The organism is Bacillus sp. PAMC28748, from assembly GCF_014250415.1.
In the GTDB taxonomy this organism is placed as follows: Bacteria; Bacillota; Bacilli; order Bacillales; family Bacillaceae; genus Bacillus; species Bacillus licheniformis.
Window position 1 is genome coordinate 1962509 of record NZ_CP060192.1, and the last position, 24664, is coordinate 1987172.

A 24664-nucleotide genomic window follows, 5' to 3' on the forward strand; every position below is an offset into this window, starting at 1 on the left:
TAAAGTGTTTTTTCAAAAAATTGTAACGGATTGGTAATGCGTGACGATAGTAAATGTGTTAACATAGGATCATTACATGTAAAGGAGAGTATGTGAATGTCCGAACGCACCTTAATTTGGAAAAACAAGCACATCAGATCGCAAGTTGATGTTGTAAGTTCAAGGCTGCAGCCAACGCTCCTTTTACGAAATGCATCTGTACTGAACCCGTATGTAAAGCAATGGATTCCAGCAAACGTATGGATTCATCATGACAGAATCGTTTATGTCGGCCGTGACTTGCCGAAGACGGCTGTTAAAACTACAATAGATTGTGAAGGAAAATACATTGTACCCGGGTATATTGAGCCGCATGTACATCCTTTTCAAATTTATAATCCCCAAACTTTGGCCGAATATGTGTCACAGTTTGGAACGACCACATTCGTAAATGACAACTTGTTTCTGCTTTTACATTGCGGAAAAAAGAAAGCGTTTTCTATACTGGAGGAACTGAAAAAACAGCCTGTCCACTACTATTGGTGGTCAAGGTATGACTTGCAGACCGAAGTGTTGAATGAAGATCAAATCTTATCGATCGATTACCGAAAACATTGGGGAGAACACCCGGATGTCATCCAGGGAGGAGAAATGACAGGCTGGCCGCGCCTTTTGGACGGCGATGATCTGATCCTTCATTGCATGCAGTGCACGAAAAGAAGGAGAAAGCGGATCGAGGGCCATTTTCCGGGGGCATCGGAAAAAACGCTGACGAAGATGAAGCTTTTCGGCGCTGACGCCGATCATGAAGCCATGACTGGAAAGGAAGTGCTGAAGCGGCTTGAACTTGGTTACCACGTCGGCTTGAGGCAGTCTTCCATCCGCCCTGATTTGCGAAAAATTTTGCGCGAGCTGCACGAAGAAGGCTTTCACCATTATGACCATATGTTTTATACAACGGACGGCGCAACGCCGAACTATTATAAAGAAGGCATGACAAACAAGCTGATTGAAATCGCCATCGAAGAGGGCGTGCCGCTGATCGACGCCTATAATATGGCTTCGTTTAATATCGCGAAGTATTACCATATGGAGGACATCCTTGGGGTGGTTGCACCGGGCAGATACGCGACGCTCAACATTTTGAATAGCCCTGATGAACCGAATCCGGAGACGGTTTTGGCAAAAGGTCGGCTGATCAAATCAGGCGGCATAAATATGAATGCGTTTTCAGTTCCGGATTGGCAAAAAGGGGGTCTTGTCCCTCTGAACCTTTCATATGATCTAACGATGGATGATTTGCAGTTTTCCATGCCGCTCGGCTTGAAAATGAGGAATTCCGTCATTATGGAGCCTTATACGATTGAGATTGACAACTCTGTGAACCAGCTTTCTTTTGATCATGATGAAAGCTATCTCTCGCTGTTCGACAAATACGGAAAGTGGCGTGTCAATACGATGCTGAAAGGCTTTGCAACCCGCATCCAAGGTTTCGTCAGCTCCTATTCGACAACGGGAGACATTATCGCGATCGGCAAAAACAAGGAAGACATGCTTTTGGCCTTCAAACGGATGAAAGAAATCGGAGGAGGTATCGTATTAGCGGAAAACGGAAAAATTCTGCACGAAATTCCTCTTCATTTAAGCGGCGGCGCATCAATTGAGACGTATGAAAAGGTGCTTGAAAGGGAAAAAGCGTTAAAAGAGCTTCTGTTTGAAAGAGGCTATACGTTCGACGACCCGATCTACACCCTGCTCTTTTTGCAAAGCACCCATCTGCCTTATATCAGGGTGACGCCGAAAGGGATCTTTGATGTGATGAAAAAAACTGTACTCTTTCCATCGATAATGCGTTAAAATATAAAAGAGCGGGAGCTAATCTATGGTGAATCGATATGTAAGAGTACTGCTTTGTTTTGCTTCGCTTTTACTGCTTGCATCGTGCCAGTCGCAGGAACAGCAGGAAAAGGAAAAGAACATTCATCCGCTGACAGGGTTGAAGGCGGACGGAGATATTCGGCAGCGGCCCATTGCCGTTGTGGTGAACAATCATTCAAAAGCAAGGCCGCAGTCGGGATTAAGCAAGGCTGACATTGTCATTGAAGCTCTCAGTGAAGGACCGATCACACGATTGTTGGCGATCTATCAAAGCGATATGCCTGAAGCGGTTGGCCCAGTCCGCAGCGCCCGGGAGTATTTCATTGATTTGGCTCTCGGTTTTGACAGCATCCTTGTGCATCACGGCTGGAGTCCGGGGGCAAAAGACCGCCTGTTGAACGGCGACGCCGATCATATCAATGGAATGGATCACGACGGGACCCTGTTTTGGAGAGCCGATTTTCGGGAAGCGCCGCATAATTCGTACACATCATACAAAAACGTAAAGCAAGCAGCAGATGACAAAGGATATGCCATCGAAACCCGCACAGAACCGCTCACTTTTAAAGCAAGCCCTGATAAACCTTCGGATGCGCTTTATTCTATACGGTTAGACTATGGAACAAAATCCGTTACAAACCGTGTCGAATATGGTTATGATAAAAAGGTTGAAGGCTATGTGAGAAAGTCAGACGGCGTTTTGACAACAGACCTTGAAACAGAAGAACCGGTTGTTCTTCAAAACATTCTAATAGCGGAAGCCGAACATCATATGAAAGATGCGTACGGGAGAAGGGATATTGACCTTCGTTCAGGCGGAAAAGGACTCCTTCTGCAAAACGGGGAAGTCCATCGGATCAGCTGGAAGAACGAAAACGGCCGGATCATACCGACGGCTGACGGCAAAACCGTTCCGTTCGTGCCGGGAAAAACGTGGATCAATATCGTTCCCGATCTCAGCAAGGTTTCTATTAGCAAAGGAGAAGGTGTGTAAAGATGCAGATCGATAAATTGCGCGGGAGAGAGCTGGACCAGCTTTTTCAATCCATACTATCACTAAAAGATCTCGAAGAATGCTATCGTTTTTTCGATGATTTATGCACAATAAATGAAATTCAATCATTGGCTCAGCGGCTCGAAGTAGCCAGAATGCTGCGCGACGGCAACACGTATCATAAAATTGAGACGGAAACCGGAGCGAGCACCGCGACCATTTCCAGGGTAAAGCGCTGCCTGAACTACGGAAATGACGCTTATATCATGGCGCTGGACCGCGTCAAAGCAAATCAATCTGAATCATCTTCATGATGTCATGAAACCGCCTGGCTCAGGGCACTGAGCACCGGCGGTTTTTTTGTGCTTCTGCCCGTTTATCGTTTATTTGTTATCCGTTTTTCGAAAGGGGCTGAATTTGTTATAATATTTAAATGGTAAGAACGCGAATGGAGGAGCTTTTTCATGTACGATATTACCGAGTGGAAGCACGTCTTTAAACTCGATCCGAATAAAGATATTACGGATGATCAGCTTGAACAGCTGTGCGAATCCGGAACAGACGCGGTTTTGATCGGCGGAAGCGACCATGTCACAGAAGATGACGTCCTTCGGCTGATGTCAAAGGTGCGCCGCTTTTTAGTGCCGTGCGTTCTTGAAGTATCGACGATCGATGCGATCGTCCCGGGGTTTGACCTCTATTTTATTCCGACTGTGCTCAACAGCAGGGATACAGACTGGATTGCCGGCTTACATAAAAAGGCGATGAAAGAATACGGCGAGCTGATGTCGCCGGAAGAGATTGTTGTTGAAGGGTACTGTATTTTGAATCAGGACTGCAAGGCTGCCGCTTTGACGAACGCAGATACCGAGCTTGACATTGAGGATATTAAAGCGTACGCCCGCGTAGCTGAACATCTTTTCCGCCTTCCGGTCTTTTATCTTGAATACAGCGGCATGCTGGGTGATTCAGAGACCGTTAAGGAAACGAAAGCCGTGCTTCAGGAAACGACGCTGTTTTACGGCGGCGGCATCAAAGATGCGGAGACGGCGGTTAAAATGGCTGAACACGCCGATGTGATCGTAGTCGGAAACGCGATTTATGAGAACTTCGAAGAAGCGCTGAAAACGGTACAGGCCGTAAAAGGATGAGCACAACGAACCGGATTGGTTTATAATAGAACATATGTTTGAATAGGCGGTGAACGGAATTGAATTACATTAGCGACCAATTATTAAGCGGATTGAACAAGATGCAGCAGGAAGCGGTCAAAACGACGGACGGTCCGCTTTTGATCATGGCAGGAGCAGGAAGCGGAAAGACGCGGGTATTGACGCACCGCATTGCGTATTTAATGGCGGAGAAGCGCGTTGCCCCGTGGAACATACTGGCGATTACATTTACGAACAAAGCGGCCAGAGAAATGAAAGAACGTGTGGAAAGCATTCTCGGACCGGGAGCGGATGACATCTGGATTTCGACGTTCCACAGCATGTGCGTCAGAATTTTGCGGAGAGACATCGACAGAATCGGCATCAACCGGAATTTCTCGATTCTTGATACGTCTGACCAGCTTTCCGTCATTAAAGGAATCCTGAAAGAAAGAAACATCGATCCGAAAAAATTCGATCCGAGAAGCATACTAGGATCGATCAGCAGTGCGAAAAACGAGTTGATCGCCCCGGAAGAATACGAGAAAACAGCCGGCGGTTTTTTTGAACAAGTCGTCAGCGATGTCTACAAAGATTATCAGAAGAAACTGCGGAAAAACCAGTCGCTCGATTTTGACGATTTGATTATGACGACGATTGTCCTGTTTGACCGGGTGCCGGAAGTGCTTGAATACTACCAGCGGAAATTCCAATACATTCATGTCGATGAGTATCAGGATACGAACAGGGCGCAGTATTTGCTCGTCAAAAAAATGGCGCAGCGCTTCCAAAACATCTGCGTTGTCGGGGACTCCGACCAGTCGATCTACAGATGGCGCGGAGCGGATATCGCCAACATCCTGTCGTTTGAAAAAGACTATCCGAATGCGAGCGTCATTCTGCTCGAACAAAACTACAGATCGACAAAGCGGATATTGAACGCGGCCAATGAAGTGATTCAGAACAACTCAAACAGAAAGCCGAAAAACCTCTGGACCGAAAATGACGAAGGGGCGAAAATCTCCTACTTCAGAGGCGACAACGAATTTGGCGAAGGCCAATTTGTCGCGGGCAAAATCAGGGAGCTCGTCGGCTCTGGAAAACGATCCTTCTCAGATATCGCGATTTTGTACCGGACGAACGCCCAGTCGCGGGTCATTGAGGAAACGCTGATGAAGGCGAACATCAACTACAACATCGTCGGCGGCACGAAGTTCTATGACAGAAAAGAAATCAAGGACATCCTCGCGTATTTGCGCCTCGTCGCAAACCCTGACGACGATATCAGCTTTGCGCGGATCGTGAACGTCCCGAAGCGCGGCGTCGGTGCGACTTCAGTCGATAAAATCGCGGCCTATGCCGACATGAACGGTATGTCTTTATTTGAAGCGCTCGGCCAGGTTGACTTTATCGGCCTCAGTGCTAGAGCGGCCAACGCGCTTGATGAGTTCAGACAGACGATCGAAAACCTGACGAATATGCAGGAATACTTATCCGTCACAGAGCTTACGGAAGAAATCCTTGAAAAAACCGAATACCGCGAAATGCTGAAAGCGGAAAAATCCTTGGAGGCGCAGAGCCGCCTTGAGAATATCGACGAATTTCTCTCCGTAACGAAAAACTTTGAGCAGCAAAGCGAAGACAAATCGCTCGTCGCTTTTTTGACCGATTTGGCGCTCATCGCCGATATCGATCAGCTTGATCAGAAGGAAGAAGAGACCGGAAATCAAGACGCGGTCATCTTAATGACGCTTCATGCTGCAAAAGGACTCGAATTCCCGGTCGTGTTCCTGATGGGGCTTGAAGAAGGAGTGTTCCCGCACAGCCGCTCCCTGATGGAGGAAGCGGAGATGGAAGAAGAGCGGAGACTCGCGTACGTCGGCATCACGAGGGCTGAGGAAGAACTTTATTTAACGAACGCGCGGATGCGGACGTTGTTCGGAAGAACGAATATGAACCCGGAATCAAGGTTCATTGCGGAAATACCGGAGGAATTATTGGACAATCTAAACGAGAAGAAAAAAGATCTGAAAACGCCGTTTGGAAGAAAGCCCGAGCGGAGAGGCCCCGTTACCCGTCCGGCTGCATCGTACAGCAAAACCGGCGGCGACGGCGTCAATTGGGCAGTCGGCGACAAAGCCTCCCATAAAAAATGGGGCGTCGGAACCGTTGTCAGCGTCAAGGGATCCGGCGAATCGACAGAGCTTGACATCGCCTTTCCGAGCCCGACCGGAGTGAAGCGTCTTCTCGCGGCCTTTGCGCCAATTGAAAAGCAATAATGGCAAAAGACCTGAAATGAAAGGACGAAACCAATGGAAAAAGAAGCAGCTAAACGCCGTGTGGAACAACTGCATGCATTGATTAACAAATACAACTACGAATATCACACCCTTGACGATCCAAGCGTGCCTGATTCCGAATATGACAAGCTGATGAAAGAGCTGATTGCTCTTGAAGAAGAGCATCCCGACCTGAAAACGCCGGACTCTCCTTCTCAGCGCGTCGGCGGAGCCGTTTTGGACGCCTTTCAAAAAGTGCAGCACAAAACGCCGATGCTGAGCCTCGGCAACGCGTTTAATGAAGAAGATCTGCGCGACTTTGACCGCCGCGTCCGCCAGGCGGTCGGAGACGTTGAATACAACGTCGAGTTTAAAATAGACGGTCTTGCTGTTTCACTGCGCTATGAAAACGGCGTATTTGTCAGAGGTGCGACGAGAGGCGACGGTACGACGGGCGAGGATATTACGGAAAATTTGAAAACCATCAGAAACATTCCCCTCAGAATGAAACGCGATCTTTCTATTGAAGTGCGCGGCGAAGCTTTTATGCCGAAGCGCTCCTTTGAACTGCTGAACAAAGCGCGGATCGAACGTGATGAAGAGCCGTTCGCCAACCCGCGGAACGCCGCTGCCGGTTCATTAAGGCAGCTCGATCCGAAAATTGCCGCGAAACGAAATCTCGATATCTTCGTCTACAGTATAGCGGAGCTTGATGAAATGGGCGTTGAAACGCAAAGCCAGGGACTCGATTTCCTCGACGAACTCGGCTTCAAAACCAATCATGAAAGAAAAAAATGCAGCACGATCGAAGAAGTCATTGAGATTGTCGAAGAGCTCAAGACAAAACGCGCCGACCTCCCGTATGAAATCGACGGGATCGTCATTAAAGTCGATTCCCTTGACCAGCAGGAAGAGCTCGGCTTTACGGCGAAAAGCCCGCGCTGGGCGATCGCCTACAAGTTTCCTGCCGAAGAGGTTGTTACGACGCTTTTGGACATTGAATTAAGCGTCGGCCGGACGGGCGCAGTGACCCCGACTGCGATTCTCGAACCTGTAAAAGTGGCGGGAACGACCGTCCAAAGAGCTTCTCTCCACAACGAAGATTTAATTAAAGAGAAGGATATCAGACTGCTGGACAAAGTCGTCGTCAAAAAGGCGGGAGACATCATTCCGGAGGTCGTCAACGTCCTCGTCGAACAGCGGACGGGCAAAGAAAAAGAATTCAACATGCCGAAGGAATGCCCGGAATGCGGAAGCGAGCTTGTCAGAATCGAAGGAGAAGTCGCGCTTCGCTGCATTAATCCGGAATGTCCGGCTCAGATCAGGGAAGGCCTGATCCATTTTGTTTCCCGGAATGCGATGAATATAGATGGTCTCGGCGAGCGCGTCATCACCCAGCTGTTCCGCGAAGACCTCGTCCATAATGTCGCCGATCTGTATAAGCTGACGCGCGAGCAGCTGATCAATCTCGAGCGGATGGGGGAAAAGTCGACCGACAACTTATTGAATTCGATTGAAAAATCGAAGAAGAACTCATTGGAACGGCTTCTCTTCGGACTCGGCATCCGCTTCATCGGCGCCAAAGCGGCCAAGACGCTGGCGATGCATTTTGAAACGCTCGATAAGCTTAAAAAAGCGACAAAAGAAGAATTGATCGAAGTCGATGAAATCGGCGACAAGATGGCGGACGCCCTCGTCACCTATTTTGAAAAAGAAGAGATTCTGAAGCTGTTGGACGAGCTTGAAGAACTCGGGGTCAACACCGTGTATAAAGGCCCGAAAAAAGCGGCCGCTGAAGCGAGCGATTCGTATTTTGCGGGGAAAACGATCGTCCTGACCGGGAAGCTCAGCGAGATGTCGCGGAATGACGCGAAAGCGGAAATCGAAGCGCTCGGCGGAAAAATCACAGGCAGTGTAAGCAAAAAAACCGATCTCGTCATTGCCGGCGAAGCGGCAGGCAGCAAACTGGCGAAAGCTGAAGACCTAAACATCGAAGTATGGGATGAGGCAAGACTGATCAGTGAGCTAAAGAAATAAGAGGAGTGTTTTCTATTGAAAAAGATATTATGTTTGGCGGCTGCTGCGGGTATGCTCATGCTCTCAGCCTGTGCGCCGAATTTTGGGGGAGAAGAAGAGCAGGAGATGGTGCAGAAAACGGATAAGTCGAAAGAAAAAGCCATCATTCCGAAATACAACATCTCCGATTCTTATTATAAAATGGTTCTTCCTTTCAAGGCGGGGAAAGCCCGCGGCTTGACGACCGAACGCCTGAATACGCGGCTGGATATCGATGAATTTGAGACAGGCATGATGCGCCTTGCGCAAGATTCATTTTCTACTGACGATTACCTTTTTCAAGAAGGACAATACCTGGATGAGGATACGGTATCGAGCTGGCTCGCCCGCAAAAAAACGGGGGACGACTTGAAAAAAGCGGAGAAAGACGATAAAAACTTCAAAAACCTCGGACTGAACCCGGCCCTTTCCGGAAGCGGATCAACAGAGAAGCAAAACGAAGAAAGCCCGATATACCTCGCCCATATGCTTGAGCACGACTACCTCGTCCGCAAAGACAAGGATACGATTGAGCTCGGAGGCGTCGTGATCGGCCTTGCGCTGAACTCTGTCCACTACTACCGCGAAAATGTCGGCGACCCGCAAAAAGAAGTGACCATCAGCGACAAAAAGCTGAGGCAGGAAGGCGAAAAAATCGCTGAAGAAGTGGCGAAACGGATCAGAAACATGGATGATCTAAAAAATATTCCGCTGACGATCATGCTTTACAAGCAGGCGCCTAAGTCATCGATCGTCCCTGGAAACTTTATCGCCAAAACCGATGTGAAAGCAGGGACAAGCGAGATCGGCGGCTGGGATAAAATCAATGAAGAGTACACGTTCTTCCCTTCAACAGAAGGTTCGGAGAAGCATCCGGATGACGCGGAGCTCTTCAAACGCTTTAAAAACAAAGTCGATACGTATTTTCCAAACTACACAGGGGTTGTCGGCACGGCTCTCTATAAAGACGACCAAATGCAGGACATGAAAATCAACATCCCGATGCAGTTTTACGGCAAAAGCGAAGTCATCGCCTTTACCCAGTTCTTGACCGGTGAAGTGATGGACTACTACGGCAAAAGCGGACTGAACGTTGAGATCAACATTAATTCGTCAGCCGGGCAGGAAGCCGTCATTCTGAAAAAGCCGGGAGACAAAGAACCGACCGTCCATATTTATGATTCATAAAAAAGAAGCAGCCCTTTGGCTGCTTCTTTTATTACGCAGAAAAGGGATATGGAGACCTATCATTCATTTATGAAGCACCAACAAATTTTTCTTAACGTATTCTGAATAAAATACTATTGCAAAATTAGGACACAACTCTTATAATTGATTATACAGAATATAGTATATTGTTTTAAGGAAGATTAATTATGTGGGAAAAATTTTACTCTAAAAATGGTTTGGCAGCTAAAAATATTGCTAAAGAATTGATGAATATCAAAGCAGGTGAAAAAATTCCCCGTATCTCAGACTACTGTCATAAGTTATCCATCGGCAGGGGGACTGTGCAAAGTGCGCTGAATTTATTAGTTGATATGAAAGCGATTCATTTGGAGGCTAGAGGGCATTTAGGAACGTTTTTGGTAAGTAAGGATAACAATTTATTACTTGAGATTGCAGGTATTGCACCATTAATCGGCTCAATGCCACTTCCGTATTCAAGAAAATATGAGGGTCTGGCAACAGGGATTGTGGAAGGGTTTGAATCAACCGGAAAAACAGTTAACTTGATCTACATGCGTGGCGGAGTGAATCGAATCGAAGCAGTCCGAACAAAAAGAAGTGATTTTGCAATTGTTTCTAAGATGACGGCAGATCATATCATAGCAGAATATCCAAATTTGAAAATTTTCAAAAAATTCGGGGAAAGTAGTTATGTATCTTCCCATAAAATCTTCTTAGCTCATCCAGATGAGGAAATAGGCAAGGATGGCGTAAGAGTAGGTGTTGATTTGGAATCTCTAGATCAGAAACAATTAACATTGGCTGAATTTGAAAACAAAAATGCTGAATTTGTCAATGTGAATTATATGCAGCTCTTTGATATGCTTCTTTCAAAACAAATTGATGCAGCAGTTTGGAATGCTGATGACAAAAGAATGATTCAAACGTTTAAAGCAATCGATTTTTTTTCACCGAAAGCAAAGAAAATTTCCAAGGATACAACAGAAGCCGTTATTGTTATTGAAGGAGACAGAGAAAAAGAAATAGCAGAAAAGTGGAATTTGGTTAATGAGAAACAGATATTAGACACCCAAAAAAGCGTAGAAAAGGGAGAGAAAATACCGCGCTACTAAAATGCCGGCCCATCCGACTTGTCATTCAATAAATGAGGCGATGGGTTAGCATTTAAAATCTAATTTAAAATACTAAATACAGTATATTGGAGGAACTGGCGTGAATCAAATACAGCTGGAAGAAAAGTTGTCTATTTTACTAACGAGTCGAGTGATTACAAAAAATGCTTTCAACACAACATTGAACACATTTGTTTTCTTATCAGAAAAGCTGAAAAAGGAGGTGATCAAAGACTCTGAAATGTTTTGGACGCACATGGCGATGGCTTTAACTAGAATTCAGGAGGGAGAAAGCGAAGAAGTTCCTGCAAATGCCATCATCAATGAAATGTATGAAACACCATATAAAAGTGCAATAGAAGAAGTGATAGACTTTATACATTCACTGGCAGGTCTAGAACTTCCAGAAGGTGAGCTCGTTTATTTTTATCTTCATCTTCATAAAGTCATAGAATCTAATAAATAGGAGGATTTTATTATGGTGAGAATTGTAATAGGCGGACAGTTGAAAAAACAAGCGATTGAAAAACTTGTTAAAGAAATTGGGGGAAATAATGTAGAAGTATTGGTCAAAGGTGATTTGGACGCTGTTATGGCTGTGAAAAACAATAAGGCAGATTATTATATTGGCGCCTGTGAAACCGGATCTGGCGGTGCTCTTGCAATGGCAATTGCATTATTAGGTAAAGATAAATGCGTCACCTTGGCTTCTCCAAGTACCATAAAAAACAAGGAAGAGATCGAGAAGGAAGTAGAAAGCGGCAAAATTGCTTTTGGTTTCACCGCTTCAACATCACAAAATATATTAAACATTTTAATTCCTTATTTATTAAAATAAGCGAACTTTTCCAATATATATTTTGTTATACAGGCTTAAATTTTTTTCAGTTAAGGAAAGCGCTTTCTTGGATGCTCGAAATAAAAGAAGCGTGGATGACATGATGTACAGAAGGTGAGAAAAATCATAGAGGTGAATAATGTAATGGACCTTTCTTTGATTCAATGTCTTGTCATAGCGGCTGTTGGTGCATTAGGTTCTATACTAGTCAATCGCGGGGTAGCTGTATTTAATGATGGTTTGCGTCCGATTATGCCCGAATACCTAGAGGGGAGAATGACAAGAGGGGAGCTTGCTGCAACAAGCTTTGCATTAAGTTTTGGATTAATCATAGGGTTTGGTATTCCGCTTTCCATAGGAGCAACAATCATTATTGGACACAGTATTTTATTGGCTTGTGACATCATTGGCATTTGGACTCCGGAAAACAAAATAGGCATGGCAACTGCAGGAGTTATTGGTGCCGTTTATAGTATTGGGATCGTTTTAGGATTGCAATTTGTAGTAGATTTATTTGGCAAGTTTCCCGTGAATTTTATAGACTCTTTAAGTCTTATTGGCCAGCCTATTATTATCGCATTTACAGTATTTCCAGCTGTAGCGGTCGGATATCAGCACGGTTTAAAAAAAGCCGCCGTCACTGCAATTGTAACTTTAGCTTCTTTTCTCTTATTCGAAAAGTTTGGAACATTTCAAGCGGCGGGATATGAAATTTCGCTCAGTCCTGAAGGGATGGCTTTATTAGCAGGAATGTTAATGATGATTTATTATGCAGCGAGAATTAGAGGAGGAGATGAATCTACTAATGCAAATTTAGTGAATATATTTAATGAGCGTGTAAATCGAATTAAGAAAAACCGCTGGTTATTAGCTCTTATGGGAGGGCTTGTTTCTTTAACATCATCTATGCTGATTTTAGCAGTGGATGCAATGCCTCAAGCATTGATTAATAAAGAGCTTTACACAGAGGCGGCAATCGCTACATTTGCACGTGGAATTGGTTTCATCCCTTTAGTTTTTTCAACTGCAATCGTAACGGGGGTTTATGGTTTAGCTGGTACCACACTGGTATTTGCAGTGGGTCTTATTTTCAGGGATATACCGATTTTAGCATTTCTGTTGGGCTTTTTAGTCATGTATTTAGAGGTCATATCATTATCCGCAGTATCAAAAAGCATGGACAAACTGCCTGGTGTAAGGGAGATGGGAGAGCATATCCGCACTTCGCTGTCAGATGTTCTAGGAATGGCTATATTAATTGGCAGTGCGATGGCAGGGGAAAAAATTGCTCCTGGCATTGGCTTCTTCTGGGTTATTGGATTTTATTTAATAAACCGAATAGCATCAAAACCGCTTGTTGAATTGGCTGTCGGCCCAATTGCAGTTATATTGTTGGGGATTGTCGCTAATCTTCTCTATGCAGTCGGTTTATGGCAGGTTGGCTAAATCATCGAAAGAGGGGAAGTTTCCGAATGTTGAAAGACGGAATGACCTATATGCATGAACATACAACGATAGACCTTTCCAAAGTAAAAAACAATGAGGATTGTAAGTTGGATGTATTTCCTGAAACCGTCAGAGAATTTAAAAGTTTATACGAAAAGGGCGTACGGAATATTGTTGATGTTACGAATATTGGAATGGGGAGAAATATTACATACGTCCAAAAAGTTGCAAAAGAAACAGGCATTAATATTGTCTTTTCAACTGGTTTCTATCAAGATTCTTTTTACCCGATCCATGTGTTTCGTGAATCGAAAGAAAAGCTGGCAGAAAGAATGATTATGGAGATTGTTGAAGGAATTAGAGGAACAGATGCCAATGCCGAGGTCATCGGTGAAATTGGAACAAGTTACAATAAATGGACGGAAACCGAACAAAAAGTTTTTGAAGCGGTTGTTGTGGCACATAAGCAAACAAAAAAACCAATATCAACCCATACTTCCATAGGAACATTAGGACATGAACAAGTAGAATTTTTTAAAAAACATGAAGTTGATTTAAACCGAGTGGTGATAGGGCATGTTGATTTATCTGGGGATGCCGATTATATATTGAAAATGCTGAGAGAAGGTGTATATGTAGAATTCGATACAATAGGTAAAGAAAATTATATGCCTGATCGTGTTCGGGCCGAAATATTGAAAAAAATACAGGATAAAGGGTATATAGACAAGGTTCTGTTGTCCATGGATATCACAAGAAAATCACATCTTGTATATAAAGGCGGGGTGGGCTATTCATATTTGATAGACACGTTTATCCCTCTCTTGCAAACCTATGGAATAACTGGTGAATCAATTGATAAGATGTTGATTAAAAATCCTCGCGCTTTTATGAAAGGGGAGAGTGAATGAGCATGGATACTTATCCTCTAGATAGCCTATCAATTGAAGAAGCCATGCATAGACAATTTAAATTGGTTGATGTCATGACAAGACATTTTCGAGGAGAAGAATTGCTTTCACTTGGCGATTTAGGCGTTGTAAAAGGAATCAATAAACCGCGGTTCACAAAAAAAATAGAAGAGACACTAGCTGATTTCTTTGGCACAGAGAAAGCAATGTTAGTTCGTGGTGCAGGAACAGGGGCATTGAGGTTTGGTTTTATGAGCTTTTTAAAGCCGGGTGACGAGATCCTTGTCCATGATGCACCGATATATCCAACAAGTAAAACAACGTTAGAGTCGATGGGGATCTTGCCAATATACGCGGATTTTCACGATTCTGAACAAATAAAAGAAGCCATCCTCAAACACCCGAAGTTAAAAGGTGTATTGATTCAGCATACGAGGCAAAAAATAGATGACCATTATGATTTGGCTGAAACGATAAAAAAAATACGTTCCATTTATTCTGATCTAGTTATTATTACGGATGACAACTATGCTGCGATGAAAGCAGAAAAGATTGGAGCGCAACTCAAAGCCGATTTGTCCACCTTTTCATTGTTCAAGCTATTAGGTCCGGAAGGTATTGGAGTCATTTTAGGAAGAAAAAATTTAATAGAAAAAATAGAAAAAATAAACTATTCAGGCGGAAGCCAAGTTCAAGGTTATGAAGCTTTAGAAGCTTTAAGGGGTCTGATATATGCTCCGGTTATGCTGGCAATACAAGCAAGTGTCAATGATCAGTTAGTTCACTCGCTTAATAATGGAGCCATTAAGGGTGTTAAAAAGGCTTATTTGGCAAATGCACAATCAAAAGTCTTACTTGTAGAGTTTGTTAAACCAATTGCAGAAAAAGTGCTTCATCATGCTAATGAATTGGGAGCAGCACCCCATCCGATAGGTGCTGAATCAAAATACGAGTTTGCACCAATGTTTTATAGAGTGTCTGGCACTTTTTTATCTGCGGATCCATCACTGGCAAAAAAAATGATCCGCATTAATCCATTAAGAAGCGGTCCTGAGACCATTTTAAGAATTCTAAACACATCCGTTCATCGAGCAACAGAAGATCTCAGCGTAAATTCTTCAAAAGGCGATGATATAAATGAATAAAAGAGTCATTATCATAATATTAGACAGCTTAGGTGTCGGTTATATGGAAGATGCAAGCGATTATCATCCTTCAGATGTTGGCGCCAATACTTTCTATCACATACTTGATACGGTGCCCTCTTTAAACATTCCGAATCTCGAAAAATTGGGTATTAATAAAATATTGCACCATCCTAAATTGAAAAAAACAGATCATATTGCCAGCTATGGTGTTTTAAACCTGATGCATCAAGGAGCGGACAGTTTTGAAGGACATAATGAAATCATGGGAACAAAGCCTAAAAAGACATATTTAGCTCCTTTTGCGGAACATCTCAATCATGTTAAACTCGCTTTGGAAGATCAAGGTTATAAAGTTAACATACCGAATTCAGATTTGCCGTATCTATTGGTAAACGATTTAGTGGTCGTGGCTGATAATATCGAAACAGATTACGGGCAAATTTATAATGTAAGCGCTCCGCTGGATTATATTCCGTTTGATGAAGTATTGAAAATAGGAAGATGCGTCCGTCATCATGTTAAAGTAAATCGCGTGATTGTTCTTGGAGGAGAAAACGTAACACCTGAACACTTGCAGAGATCGGTTGAAAGAAGAGAAGACGGATTAATAGGGGTGAATTCGCCTAAATCTAACGTATACAAGCAAGGATATCAAGTTCGTCACTTAGGATTTGGTATCTCTCCCGAAAATCAGTTGCCGACATTGGCGAGAAATAGGGGAATGGAAGTCTCTCTTATCGGAAAAATGCAGGACATCATTTATTGTGAAGGTGCAAATAGATTTCCAGGTGTAGATACAGAACAAGTCATGAAGGATATTATTCAGGAGATGGACCGCGTCAAAAAAGGCTTGATTGCTGCCACAGTACAAGAAACCGATTTGGCCGGACATGCACAGAATCCCGTCCGTTATGCGAATCGGATTGAAATGGTAGATCGATATTTGCCGGAAATTCTCCGGAAAATGACAGATCAGGATCTGCTGATGATTAGTGCAGATCACGGGAATGATCCCACGATCGGCCACAACCAACACACACGGGAAAAAACATATTTGCTGGCTTATCACAAAAAATTATCGCCTGTTCACATCGGGGAAAGAAAAACGCTATCCGACATTGCTGCAACTTCTGCTGATTATCTAGGGCTTCGCAATACTGAAAACGGCAGTTCATTCCTTCATTTAATGCAAAAAGGAAAAGAGGAGACATACTGATGTTTTTGGAATCTACATTAAAATATAACAAAAAATTAATAGAGGCTGCATTGAGTTTTCATCAGCAGGGAATCATTTCACCTAACACTTATGTATTAGACTTGGACACCGTCAAAAAAAATGCAAAAGTGTTAAGTGAAAAAGCCAGAAAACAGGATATTGAACTGTTTTTTATGACAAAGCAATTTGGTCGTAATCCGTTGGTGGCACAAGCTATAGCCGAAAGCGGAATCGGCAAAGCGGTTGCTGTAGACCCGTGGGAAGCAATCACACTCAGCCAAAATGGAATCAAAATTGGGCATGTCGGACATCTTGTTCAAATACCTATTCATATGATACCCGCAATATTGGAGCTTCATCCTGATTATGTTACGGTTTTCAGCCTTGAAAATGCTCAAAACATTAATAGAGTCGCTAAGAAAATGGGAAGAAAACAAAAAGTTTTTTTGCGTATCGCAAACAAAGAGGATTATATATATAAAGGTCAAGAGGGAGGGTTCACTTTTGAGCAAATCGTTAAGGATATCGAATCGATTGAACAATTAGAAGGACTTGAAATTGCAGGTTTAACAAGCTTTCCTTGCATATTGATCCAAGACGGCCTTCCAGCAGTTACTCCGAATGTAGCATCCATGCAAACCGTAAAATCGTTTTTAATGGAAAGAGGGTATAAAAAGCTTGAGATGAATATGCCAAGTGCAACATCTTGTGCAACAATGAAATTGTTAAAGGAAAATGGTGCAACTCAAGGCGAACCCGGCCATGCTTTAATTGGAACGACACCCATACATGCAACGAAACAACTTGCAGAAAGGCCTGCGATGGTATATGTAACCGAAGTGTCCCACATATCTAATCATCATGCTTATGTTTTCGGCGGCGGTTTCTATCCGCGTTCACATATGAAAGCGGCGCTCGTTGGAACAAACAAAGATCATCTTAAGAAGGTTCAAGCTATTGAAATGACGCCTGATCATATTGATTATTACGGTTCATTAAACACAGTTGAAGCAAAAGTCGGCGATACGGCAATATTTGCTTTTCGTACACAAGTCTTTGTTACGAATGCACATATAGCCATCTTAAAAAACGTTGCTGAAGATCCTGAACTTATCGGTGTATATGATTCTAAAGGAAATGTAATCGAGTGAATGATCGTTATCGGCAGAAGTGCCTGAATAATGGATTGTCTTACTGAAAAAGGTGTGGCGAAAATGCTTGGCCTTTTTGCAGTGCAGTTTAATACAGTAGTCAGTCTTGGACATTTTATTTTGTGGAAAGGAGAAAAACGTGAAAATTATTCATGTATCAGGTTATGAAGAAATGAGTGGAAAATCGGCTGATCTAATGGCTGAGCTCATTCAAAATTCAAATAATCCTGTTATCGGCTTTGCAACAGGTTCGACACCGATTGGTTTATATAAATGCCTGATAAAAAAGTATCGGCAAAAGGAAATTTCATTTAGGAATGTTACTGCTTTTAATTTAGACGAGTACGTTGGATTGGCTAAAGAAAATAAAAACAGCTACCATTATTATATGAATGAAAAATTATTCAAACATCTGGATATTAGTCGAAGGAATATCAATATCCCCAATGGGATGGCGGAAGATTTGGAACAAGAATGCCTCAGCTACGACAGACTTGTTTCTGAAAAAGCAATTGACATACAAATATTAGGAATGGGATTGAATGGTCATATCGGTTTTAATGAACCGGGGACAAGCTTTAAAAGCAGAACCCATATCGTTGATTTGGATCAATCAACCCGGCAGGCAAATTCCCGGTTCTTTCGTTCCTTGGACGAAGTACCGACAAAGGCATTAACAATGGGCATTGAAACAATAATGGAAAGTAAGCGGATCCTTCTGCTCGTGTCTGGAAATGAAAAATCTGAAGCCTTGGCACGGCTGCTGAACAGCACCCGTGTCTCCCAAGAGTTCCCTGCTTCAATTTTAAGGAAACATAAAGATGTGACGGTGATGGCAGATGACGCAGCCTTAAATAAAATTCATTAAATTGAATGACTGACAAAATCGGTTAATTACATTGAAAATTTACACAAGGCATTGCTTTGAGGTATCTTCTAGCCATCAATCAGCCAAAAAACGACTGAATATAGCAAATTTCCATCTTGTTGATAAGGACTTACATATACAGGTTTTGATTGTCCTCATATTGTTTACTCGAACAGTTGAAAAGGAGAGAAGAGTGGATAATCAATTCTAGGCGAGAGGAAGCCATCATCCTCAAGAACCGACCGTTCATATTGATGATTCATAAAAGAAAAAGCAGCCTTTTTTTCGGCTGCTTCTTTTGAATCAAGCTTGCGTTTACAGCGTATCACATTTAACTCCGACAACGCCGTCGATCGCTTTGATATCGTAATAGACATCGGTGACATACCTTTTCTTATGAACCATGATTTTCGTTTCCATGATCGGAAATTCATTATCGCGCATATCATCGATCCGGACGGAATGAATCCGGATTTTTTTCGCTTTCATTTCCTTTAAGATATCCGTCAGTTTATCCTTGTCATTCAGGGACATGCGGACGCGGATTTCTTTTTCCTGCAAGCGGTTGGGCCCGATTTTGCCGACGATCCACGGCAAAAACTCGACGCTGATTAAAATGAAAATCAGACTGACAAACGCTTCTTTATAAAAGCCCGCTCCGATGGCGACGCCGAGGCCGGCCGCTCCCCAGATCATCGCTGAAGTGGTCAGGCCGGAAATGACGTCGTTGCTTTTGCGTAAAATCACGCCCGCTCCGATGAAGCCGATCCCCGATATGATTTGTGCGGGAAGCCGCAAAGGGTCCATCATGATTCTGTTCGACCTTGGAAAATGGTATGCCGCATCAATGCTGATCATTGTCAGAACACAGGAACTGATCGCAATCACGATGCACGTTTTTAAGCCGAGCGGCTTGTTTTTCAGCTCCCTTTCGAGACCGATGACCATTCCGATTAATGTTGCGATTCCAAGCTTTAACAGCGTTTCAGTTTCAATATGCCAATCCATGCCCATGATCTCCTTTCCGACAATATCTTATATGATTGATATGATTTTCTCACAGACGCCCTGGATGGACAACTGTTTTTGAAGTGCCGGGGGATGTCCTGGAACCATTCATCTGCAAGAAGCCTATACTCCTATCATTATATTGCCGGCGTGGCATCAAAAGAATTCCGTCTGAGCAAAAAAGCCGCCGGATATCGCCCGGCGGCTTTCGTAACCTGATCATTTAAGAATGTTCTTCCTCATGCGTCTGTTCCATTTCTTCAAACATATCTCTTGCCTCTTTTGCCGGTTTGTTCGTGATCATGCTGACAGCGTAAACGACAATCAAGCTCAGGAAGAAACCAGGGATCATTTCATAGATACCCGTCTTCTCCTGCAGGCCGGTCAGAATCCAAATCAGCACGGTCACGGCCCCTGTAATCATCCCGGCCAATGCGCCCCACTGGTTCATCCGCTTCCAGTACAAGCTGAGAAGGATGGCGGGTCCGAATGCAGAACCAAACCCGGCCCACGCATAGCCGACCAGATCAAGGATCGTGTTATTCGGTGTCAGAGACAGAAGGATCGCGATGACGGCGACAAGCAGAACGCTCAGACGTCCGACAAGAACGAGTTCCTTATCCGAAGCTTTGCGCCGGAAAAACGTCCGGTAAAAATCTTCCGTCATGGCGCTTGATGTAACAAGCAGCTGGGAAGACACCGTACTCATAATCGCCGCGAGCAAAGCGGAAAGCAAAAATCCGGTGATGAGCGGATGGATTAATACCTTTGAAAACACGATAAAAATCGTTTCCGGATCTTTAAGCGCTGTACCCGTCTCATGGACATACGCCACACCGGTCAGTCCGACGAGCAGAGCGCCGATTACGGAGATGATCATCCAGCCCATCGCGATGCGGCGCGCAGGCTTCAGTTCTTTTACGGATGAAATCGCCATAAAGCGGACGATAATATGCGGCTGACCGAAATAGCCTAGTCCCCAGGCGAGAAATGAAATAATGCTAATGACGGTCGTTCCTTTGAAGAAATCGAGCAAGCTTGGATTGATTTCTTCGATCACATTGAAAGTCGGCGTAATTCCGCCTAATTGAGTAAAGGCAACGATCGGCACGAGCACTAAAGCGATAAACATAATCAAACCTTGCACGAAGTCTGTCAGACTGACGGCCAAAAATCCTCCGAACAGCGTATAGGCAATTACGACTGCGGCCGTTAAGAAAAGACCGATTTTATAATCGAGGCCAAACGCCGTTTCAAACAGTCTTCCTCCGGACACCATACCCGCCGACGTGTACAATGTGAAAAACACCATGATGACGATGGCTGATGCCAGGCGCAAGATTCTTGTTGTATCATTAAACCGATTTTCGAAAAAGTCCGGAATTGTAATCGCATCGTTTGCTACTTCTGTATATGTGCGCAGCCGGGGAGCGACCACCAAATAGTTCACATAAGCTCCGATTGTTAAACCGACGGCAAGCCAGGCGCTTGAAAGTCCTGTCACATACATGGCTCCGGGCAGTCCCATCAGCATCCAGCCGCTCATGTCAGACGCGCCGGCCGATAAAGCCGTAACAGCAGGCCCAAGACCTCTGCCGCCAAGCATGTAGTCATTCAAATTGGATGTCTTTCTATAGGAGTACCAGCCGATTAAGAGCATCGCGGCAAAATAAATCCCCAACGAAATAAATACTTCAACACTCACGTTTCATATCTCTCCTCTTTAAAAATAATGTGGCATCACCTCTTTAAAATTTTCAACAATACTGATTTGCGGGTACGAAGAAAATTGCAGGGCCTCCTCTATAAAAGATCAAGTATTGGAATTAAGGCGCTGCCTAGATCGTACTTAGTTACCTAACCTATCAAACTATTCCCAATCAATCAACCGTGAAAAACATCCGATTTTATTGAAAAAGGGCGTGATGGTTTTGATGAGCATCATTATGAAAGCGTTTACAAATGATATACAAAGTAAAAATATTCTGAATATTAGTACGTGCCGTTTTACTGAATTTTTCATGTACAATGAAATAAAAGGCGCCAAATGGGGCGAAGATCGCGGTTTTGTTGATTTAGAAGGCTAAAATTTGATATGATCAGTATTATATGACTAAGCGAGAATAACCTTGGAGGTGTTTTTAGTATGTCGCGTATTTCTATAGAAGAAGTAAAGCATGTCGCCCATCTTGCCAGACTGGCGATTACGGACGAGGAAGCGGCGATGTTTACCGAACAGCTTGACAGCATTATTTCATTTGCAGAAGAGCTGAACGAAGTCGATACAGAGAATGTTAAACCAACAACGCACGTATTGCAAATGAAGAATATCATGAGGGAAGATGTACCTGATAAAGGGCTTCCGGTTGAAGACGTCGTCAAAAATGCGCCTGATCATAAAGACGGCTACATCCGCGTGCCGTCAATCTTGGACTAATAAAGGAGGGAGCGAGAAAACATGTCACTGTTTGACCATAAAATATCTGAATTAAAACGTCTCATACATAATAAAGAGATCAGCATATCAGATTTAGTCGATGAATCTTACAAACGGATTCACGAAGTTGACGGAAAGGTACAAGCCTTTTTGCAGCTTGATGAAGAAAAAGCCCGCGCATATGCCAAAGAATTGGACGAAGCGCTTGATACCCGGGATGAGCACGGTCTTCTTTTCGGGATGCCGATCGGCATTAAGGACAATATCGTAACAAAAGATCTGCGGACAACGTGCGCAAGCAAAATTCTCGAGAATTTTGATCCGATCTATGATGCAACCGTTGTTGAGCGTCTTCATGAAGCTGAAGCGGTTACCATCGGAAAGCTGAATATGGATGAATTCGCGATGGGCTCTTCCACAGAGAACTCAGGCTTTAAAAAGACAAAAAACCCGTGGAACCTCGAAACTGTTCCTGGCGGATCAAGCGGAGGCTCAGCGGCTGCGGTTGCGGCCGGGGAAGTGCCGTTTTCACTTGGATCTGACACGGGCGGATCGATTCGCCAGCCGGCATCTTTCTGCGGCGTCGTCGGCTTAAAGCCTACATACGGACGCGTTTCCAGATACGGCCTTGTCGCATTTGCATCTTCATTGGATCAAATCGGCCCGATCACTAGATCTGTCGAAGACAACGCCTACCTTCTGCAGGCGATTTCAGGCGTTGACAAAATGGATTCAACGAGCGCCAATGTGGACGTGCCTGACTACCTGTCTGCGCTGACAGGCGATATTAAAGGCTTAAAAATCGCCGTTCCGAAAGAATATCTCGGCGAAGGGGTAAGCGAAGAAGCGAAGCAGTCCGTGCTTGAAGCGCTGAAAGTGCTCGAAAGCCTTGGCGCGACATGGGAAGAGGTATCGCTTCCGCACAGCAAATACGCGCTGGCGACTTACTACCTGCTTTCTTCATCTGAAGCGTCGGCAAACTTGGCGCGCTTCGACGGCATCCGCTACGGCTACCGCACGGACAATGCCGACAACCTGATCGACCTGTACAAACAGACGCGTTCCGAAGGATTCGGAAACGAAGTCAAACGCCGCATCATGCTCGGTACGTTTGCTCTGAGCTCCGGCTATTACGACGCATACTATAAAAAAGCGCAGAAAGTCAGAACGCTGATCAAAAAGGACTTTGAAGACGTATTTGCAAACTATGACGTCATCATCGGACCGACAACGCCGACGCCGGCATTTAAAATCGGCGAAAAAACGAGCGATCCGCTGACCATGTACGCCAACGACATCCTGACGATTCCTGTCAACCTTGCGGGCGTTCCGGGAATCAGCGTACCGTGCGGATTTGCGAACGGCTTGCCGCTCGGCCTGCAAATCATCGGCAAACACTTTGACGAAAGCACAGTATACCGCGTCGCCCACGCATTCGAACAGGCGACAGACCACCATAAAGCAAAACCTGAACTGTAAGGGGTGAAAAAACATGAACTTTGAAACGGTAATCGGACTTGAAGTCCACGTGGAGCTCAAAACAAAATCGAAAATTTTCTCCAGTTCTCCAACGCCATTCGGCGCGGCGGCCAACACGCAGACAAGCGTTATCGACTTAGGCTATCCAGGTGTACTGCCTGTGTTGAACAAAGAAGCCGTCAATTTCGCGATGAAAGCCGCAATGGCGCTCAACTGCGAAATTGCGACAGAAACGAAATTCGACCGGAAAAACTATTTCTACCCCGACAACCCGAAAGCTTATCAAATTTCACAATTTGATAAACCGATCGGCGAAAACGGCTGGATCGAAATCGAAGTCGGCGGAAAAACGAAGCGCATCGGCATTACCCGCCTTCATTTGGAAGAGGATGCGGGAAAACTGACGCATACAGGCGACGGCTACTCCCTTGTCGACTATAACCGCCAGGGAACACCGCTCGTTGAAATCGTCTCCGAGCCCGATATCAGAACGCCTGAAGAAGCTTACGCCTACCTTGAAAAACTGAAATCAATCATTCAGTATACAGGCGTGTCCGATTGTAAGATGGAAGAGGGGTCGCTCCGCTGCGACGCCAACATCTCGCTCCGTCCGATCGGACAAGAGGAGTTCGGTACAAAGACAGAGCTGAAAAACCTGAACTCATTCGCCTTTGTTCAAAAAGGCCTTGAGCACGAAGAAAAACGCCAGGCGCAGGTTCTTTTGTCAGGCGGTGTCATTCAGCAGGAGACGCGCCGCTATGATGAAGCGTCCAAAACGACGATTTTGATGAGGGTCAAAGAGGGATCTGACGACTACCGCTACTTCCCTGAGCCTGATCTTGTCGAGCTTTACATAGACGACGAGTGGAAGCAACGCGTGAAAGACAGCATTCCTGAGCTTCCGGACGAGCGCCGCAAGCGCTACATCGAAGAGCTTGGCCTCCCTGCCTATGACGCGAAAGTGCTGACTTTGACAAAAGAAATGTCCGACTTCTTCGAAGCGGCCGTTGAAAAAGGCGCAGACGCGAAGCTGGCGTCGAACTGGCTGATGGGTGAAGTATCGGCTTACTTGAACGCCCAGCAAAAAGAGCTTGCGGATGTCGAACTCACACCTGAAGGCCTTGCCGGATTGGTCAAGCTGATCGAAAAAGGAACGATTTCATCGAAAATCGCGAAAAAGGTCTTCAAAGAATTGATTGAAAAAGGCGGAGACGCAGAAAAAATCGTCAAAGAAAAAGGCCTTGTGCAAATCTCTGACGAAGCGACGCTCAGAAAGCTTGTCACAGAAGCGCTCGACAACAATCCGCAATCAATCGAAGACTTTAAAAACGGAAAAGACCGCGCGATCGGCTTCCTTGTCGGCCAAATCATGAAAGCCTCAAAAGGACAAGCGAACCCGCCGATGGTCAACAAGCTTCTTCTTGAAGAAATCAATAAACGATAAAAATAGACTATGCCTAATTAAATGGAGGTCCTCATGTTGAGGACCTTTTTTATTTGTATGAAAATACAAATGAAAAAAC

The 24664-nt window shown here is 44.5% G+C and carries 21 protein-coding genes; 19 read left to right on the forward strand and 2 right to left on the reverse strand.

The window, feature by feature from the left end; all coding sequences use genetic code 11:
- Positions 1 to 96: 96 nt before the first annotated feature.
- From H7F26_RS10010 to nagB, 16 genes are all read left to right on the forward strand, one after another.
- Positions 97 to 1836 carry an adenine deaminase C-terminal domain-containing protein gene (locus tag H7F26_RS10010; protein ID WP_016886481.1) on the forward strand — a complete coding sequence of 580 codons (1740 nt, stop codon included), beginning with the start codon at positions 97 to 99 and terminating at the stop codon, positions 1834 to 1836.
- 28 nt (positions 1837 to 1864) lie between these two features.
- A complete protein-coding gene (locus H7F26_RS10015; protein WP_025806296.1) occupies positions 1865 to 2851 on the forward strand; it encodes a DUF3048 domain-containing protein in 987 nt (328 codons plus the stop codon).
- A 2-nt stretch (positions 2852 to 2853) separates the two neighbouring features.
- A complete protein-coding gene (locus H7F26_RS10020; protein WP_003179568.1) occupies positions 2854 to 3165 on the forward strand; it encodes a YerC/YecD family TrpR-related protein in 312 nt (103 codons plus the stop codon).
- A 150-nt stretch (positions 3166 to 3315) separates the two neighbouring features.
- Positions 3316 to 4002: a heptaprenylglyceryl phosphate synthase gene (locus H7F26_RS10025; RefSeq protein WP_003179570.1), complete on the forward strand. Its 687-nt coding sequence runs from the start codon at positions 3316 to 3318 to the stop codon at positions 4000 to 4002.
- 59 nt (positions 4003 to 4061) lie between these two features.
- Positions 4062 to 6281, forward strand: coding sequence for a DNA helicase PcrA (gene pcrA / locus H7F26_RS10030; RefSeq protein WP_003179572.1), 2220 nt, complete (start codon positions 4062 to 4064; stop codon positions 6279 to 6281).
- 33 nt (positions 6282 to 6314) lie between these two features.
- Positions 6315 to 8318: an NAD-dependent DNA ligase LigA gene (gene ligA / locus H7F26_RS10035; protein WP_003179573.1), complete on the forward strand. Its 2004-nt coding sequence runs from the start codon at positions 6315 to 6317 to the stop codon at positions 8316 to 8318.
- Between the two features lie 15 nt (positions 8319 to 8333).
- Entirely contained in the window at positions 8334 to 9524 is a 1191-nt protein-coding gene (locus H7F26_RS10040) for a CamS family sex pheromone protein (protein WP_009329137.1), read from the forward strand.
- Between the two features lie 188 nt (positions 9525 to 9712).
- Positions 9713 to 10639 carry a GntR family transcriptional regulator YhfZ gene (gene yhfZ / locus H7F26_RS10045; RefSeq protein WP_017474250.1) on the forward strand — a complete coding sequence of 309 codons (927 nt, stop codon included), beginning with the start codon at positions 9713 to 9715 and terminating at the stop codon, positions 10637 to 10639.
- A gap of 100 nt (positions 10640 to 10739) precedes the next feature.
- Positions 10740 to 11105 (forward strand): PRD domain-containing protein, encoded by a 366-nt coding sequence (locus H7F26_RS10050; protein WP_061565911.1) that lies wholly within the window; start codon positions 10740 to 10742, stop codon positions 11103 to 11105.
- A gap of 12 nt (positions 11106 to 11117) precedes the next feature.
- Positions 11118 to 11477, forward strand: a complete 360-nt coding sequence (locus H7F26_RS10055) for a DUF2620 domain-containing protein (RefSeq protein ID WP_003179581.1) — start codon at positions 11118 to 11120, stop codon at positions 11475 to 11477.
- Positions 11478 to 11621: 144 nt separating this feature from the next.
- A complete protein-coding gene (locus H7F26_RS10060) occupies positions 11622 to 12923 on the forward strand; it encodes a YhfT family protein (RefSeq protein ID WP_003179582.1) in 1302 nt (433 codons plus the stop codon).
- A gap of 26 nt (positions 12924 to 12949) precedes the next feature.
- A complete protein-coding gene (locus tag H7F26_RS10065; protein ID WP_003179583.1) occupies positions 12950 to 13834 on the forward strand; it encodes a phosphotriesterase family protein in 885 nt (294 codons plus the stop codon).
- Positions 13831 to 14979: an aminotransferase class V-fold PLP-dependent enzyme gene (locus H7F26_RS10070; RefSeq protein WP_003179584.1), complete on the forward strand. Its 1149-nt coding sequence runs from the start codon at positions 13831 to 13833 to the stop codon at positions 14977 to 14979. The genes H7F26_RS10065 and H7F26_RS10070 overlap by 4 nt, the downstream gene beginning before the upstream one ends.
- The gene (locus H7F26_RS10075; protein ID WP_011197620.1) at positions 14972 to 16198 is read left to right on the forward strand and encodes a phosphopentomutase; all 1227 of its coding nucleotides are present in this window, start codon (positions 14972 to 14974) and stop codon (positions 16196 to 16198) included. The genes H7F26_RS10070 and H7F26_RS10075 overlap by 8 nt, the downstream gene beginning before the upstream one ends.
- Positions 16198 to 17349, forward strand: a complete 1152-nt coding sequence (locus tag H7F26_RS10080; protein ID WP_003179586.1) for a YhfX family PLP-dependent enzyme — start codon at positions 16198 to 16200, stop codon at positions 17347 to 17349. The genes H7F26_RS10075 and H7F26_RS10080 overlap by 1 nt, the downstream gene beginning before the upstream one ends.
- A gap of 139 nt (positions 17350 to 17488) precedes the next feature.
- On the forward strand, positions 17489 to 18217 hold the full coding sequence (nagB, locus tag H7F26_RS10085; RefSeq protein WP_003179587.1) for a glucosamine-6-phosphate deaminase: 729 nt from the start codon (positions 17489 to 17491) through the stop codon (positions 18215 to 18217).
- Between the two features lie 315 nt (positions 18218 to 18532).
- Here nagB and H7F26_RS10090 read toward each other — a convergent pair whose 3' ends face one another.
- Together H7F26_RS10090 and putP are read right to left on the reverse strand one after the other, a co-directional pair.
- Complete coding sequence (locus tag H7F26_RS10090; protein ID WP_003179588.1) at positions 18533 to 19225, reverse strand: MgtC/SapB family protein; 693 nt, start codon at positions 19223 to 19225, stop codon at positions 18533 to 18535.
- A 223-nt stretch (positions 19226 to 19448) separates the two neighbouring features.
- Entirely contained in the window at positions 19449 to 20930 is a 1482-nt protein-coding gene (gene putP / locus H7F26_RS10095) for a sodium/proline symporter PutP (protein WP_017474252.1), read from the reverse strand.
- Positions 20931 to 21371: 441 nt separating this feature from the next.
- On the opposite strand from putP, the gene gatC reads away from it, so the two are divergent.
- Genes gatC through gatB form a run of 3 tightly spaced genes read left to right on the forward strand, consistent with a single transcriptional unit; the run spans position 21372 to position 24585 of the window.
- Positions 21372 to 21662: an Asp-tRNA(Asn)/Glu-tRNA(Gln) amidotransferase subunit GatC gene (gatC, locus tag H7F26_RS10100; RefSeq protein ID WP_003179590.1), complete on the forward strand. Its 291-nt coding sequence runs from the start codon at positions 21372 to 21374 to the stop codon at positions 21660 to 21662.
- Between the two features lie 21 nt (positions 21663 to 21683).
- The gene (gene gatA, locus H7F26_RS10105; RefSeq protein WP_003179591.1) at positions 21684 to 23141 is read left to right on the forward strand and encodes an Asp-tRNA(Asn)/Glu-tRNA(Gln) amidotransferase subunit GatA; all 1458 of its coding nucleotides are present in this window, start codon (positions 21684 to 21686) and stop codon (positions 23139 to 23141) included.
- 13 nt (positions 23142 to 23154) lie between these two features.
- On the forward strand, positions 23155 to 24585 hold the full coding sequence (gene gatB, locus H7F26_RS10110; RefSeq protein ID WP_003179599.1) for an Asp-tRNA(Asn)/Glu-tRNA(Gln) amidotransferase subunit GatB: 1431 nt from the start codon (positions 23155 to 23157) through the stop codon (positions 24583 to 24585).
- The last annotated feature ends 79 nt before the right edge of the window (positions 24586 to 24664 follow it).

Bases quoted from the DNA above. Each gene is read 5' to 3' on its own strand.
- H7F26_RS10010 (WP_016886481.1), top strand. From the start codon at position 97: ATGTCCGAACGCACCTTAATTTGGAAAAACAAGCACATCAGATCGCAA.
- H7F26_RS10020 (WP_003179568.1), top strand. From the start codon at position 2,854: ATGCAGATCGATAAATTGCGCGGGAGAGAGCTGGACCAGCTTTTTCAA.
- H7F26_RS10025 (WP_003179570.1), top strand. From the start codon at position 3,316: ATGTACGATATTACCGAGTGGAAGCACGTCTTTAAACTCGATCCGAAT.
- ligA (WP_003179573.1), top strand. From the start codon at position 6,315: ATGGAAAAAGAAGCAGCTAAACGCCGTGTGGAACAACTGCATGCATTG.
- yhfZ (WP_017474250.1), top strand. From the start codon at position 9,713: ATGTGGGAAAAATTTTACTCTAAAAATGGTTTGGCAGCTAAAAATATT.
- H7F26_RS10055 (WP_003179581.1), top strand. From the start codon at position 11,118: ATGGTGAGAATTGTAATAGGCGGACAGTTGAAAAAACAAGCGATTGAA.
- H7F26_RS10060 (WP_003179582.1), top strand. From the start codon at position 11,622: ATGGACCTTTCTTTGATTCAATGTCTTGTCATAGCGGCTGTTGGTGCA.
- H7F26_RS10065 (WP_003179583.1), top strand. From the start codon at position 12,950: ATGTTGAAAGACGGAATGACCTATATGCATGAACATACAACGATAGAC.
- H7F26_RS10070 (WP_003179584.1), top strand. From the start codon at position 13,831: ATGAGCATGGATACTTATCCTCTAGATAGCCTATCAATTGAAGAAGCC.
- H7F26_RS10075 (WP_011197620.1), top strand. From the start codon at position 14,972: ATGAATAAAAGAGTCATTATCATAATATTAGACAGCTTAGGTGTCGGT.
- H7F26_RS10080 (WP_003179586.1), top strand. From the start codon at position 16,198: ATGTTTTTGGAATCTACATTAAAATATAACAAAAAATTAATAGAGGCT.
- H7F26_RS10090 (WP_003179588.1), bottom strand. From the start codon at position 19,225: ATGGATTGGCATATTGAAACTGAAACGCTGTTAAAGCTTGGAATCGCA.
- gatC (WP_003179590.1), top strand. From the start codon at position 21,372: ATGTCGCGTATTTCTATAGAAGAAGTAAAGCATGTCGCCCATCTTGCC.
- gatA (WP_003179591.1), top strand. From the start codon at position 21,684: ATGTCACTGTTTGACCATAAAATATCTGAATTAAAACGTCTCATACAT.
- gatB (WP_003179599.1), top strand. From the start codon at position 23,155: ATGAACTTTGAAACGGTAATCGGACTTGAAGTCCACGTGGAGCTCAAA.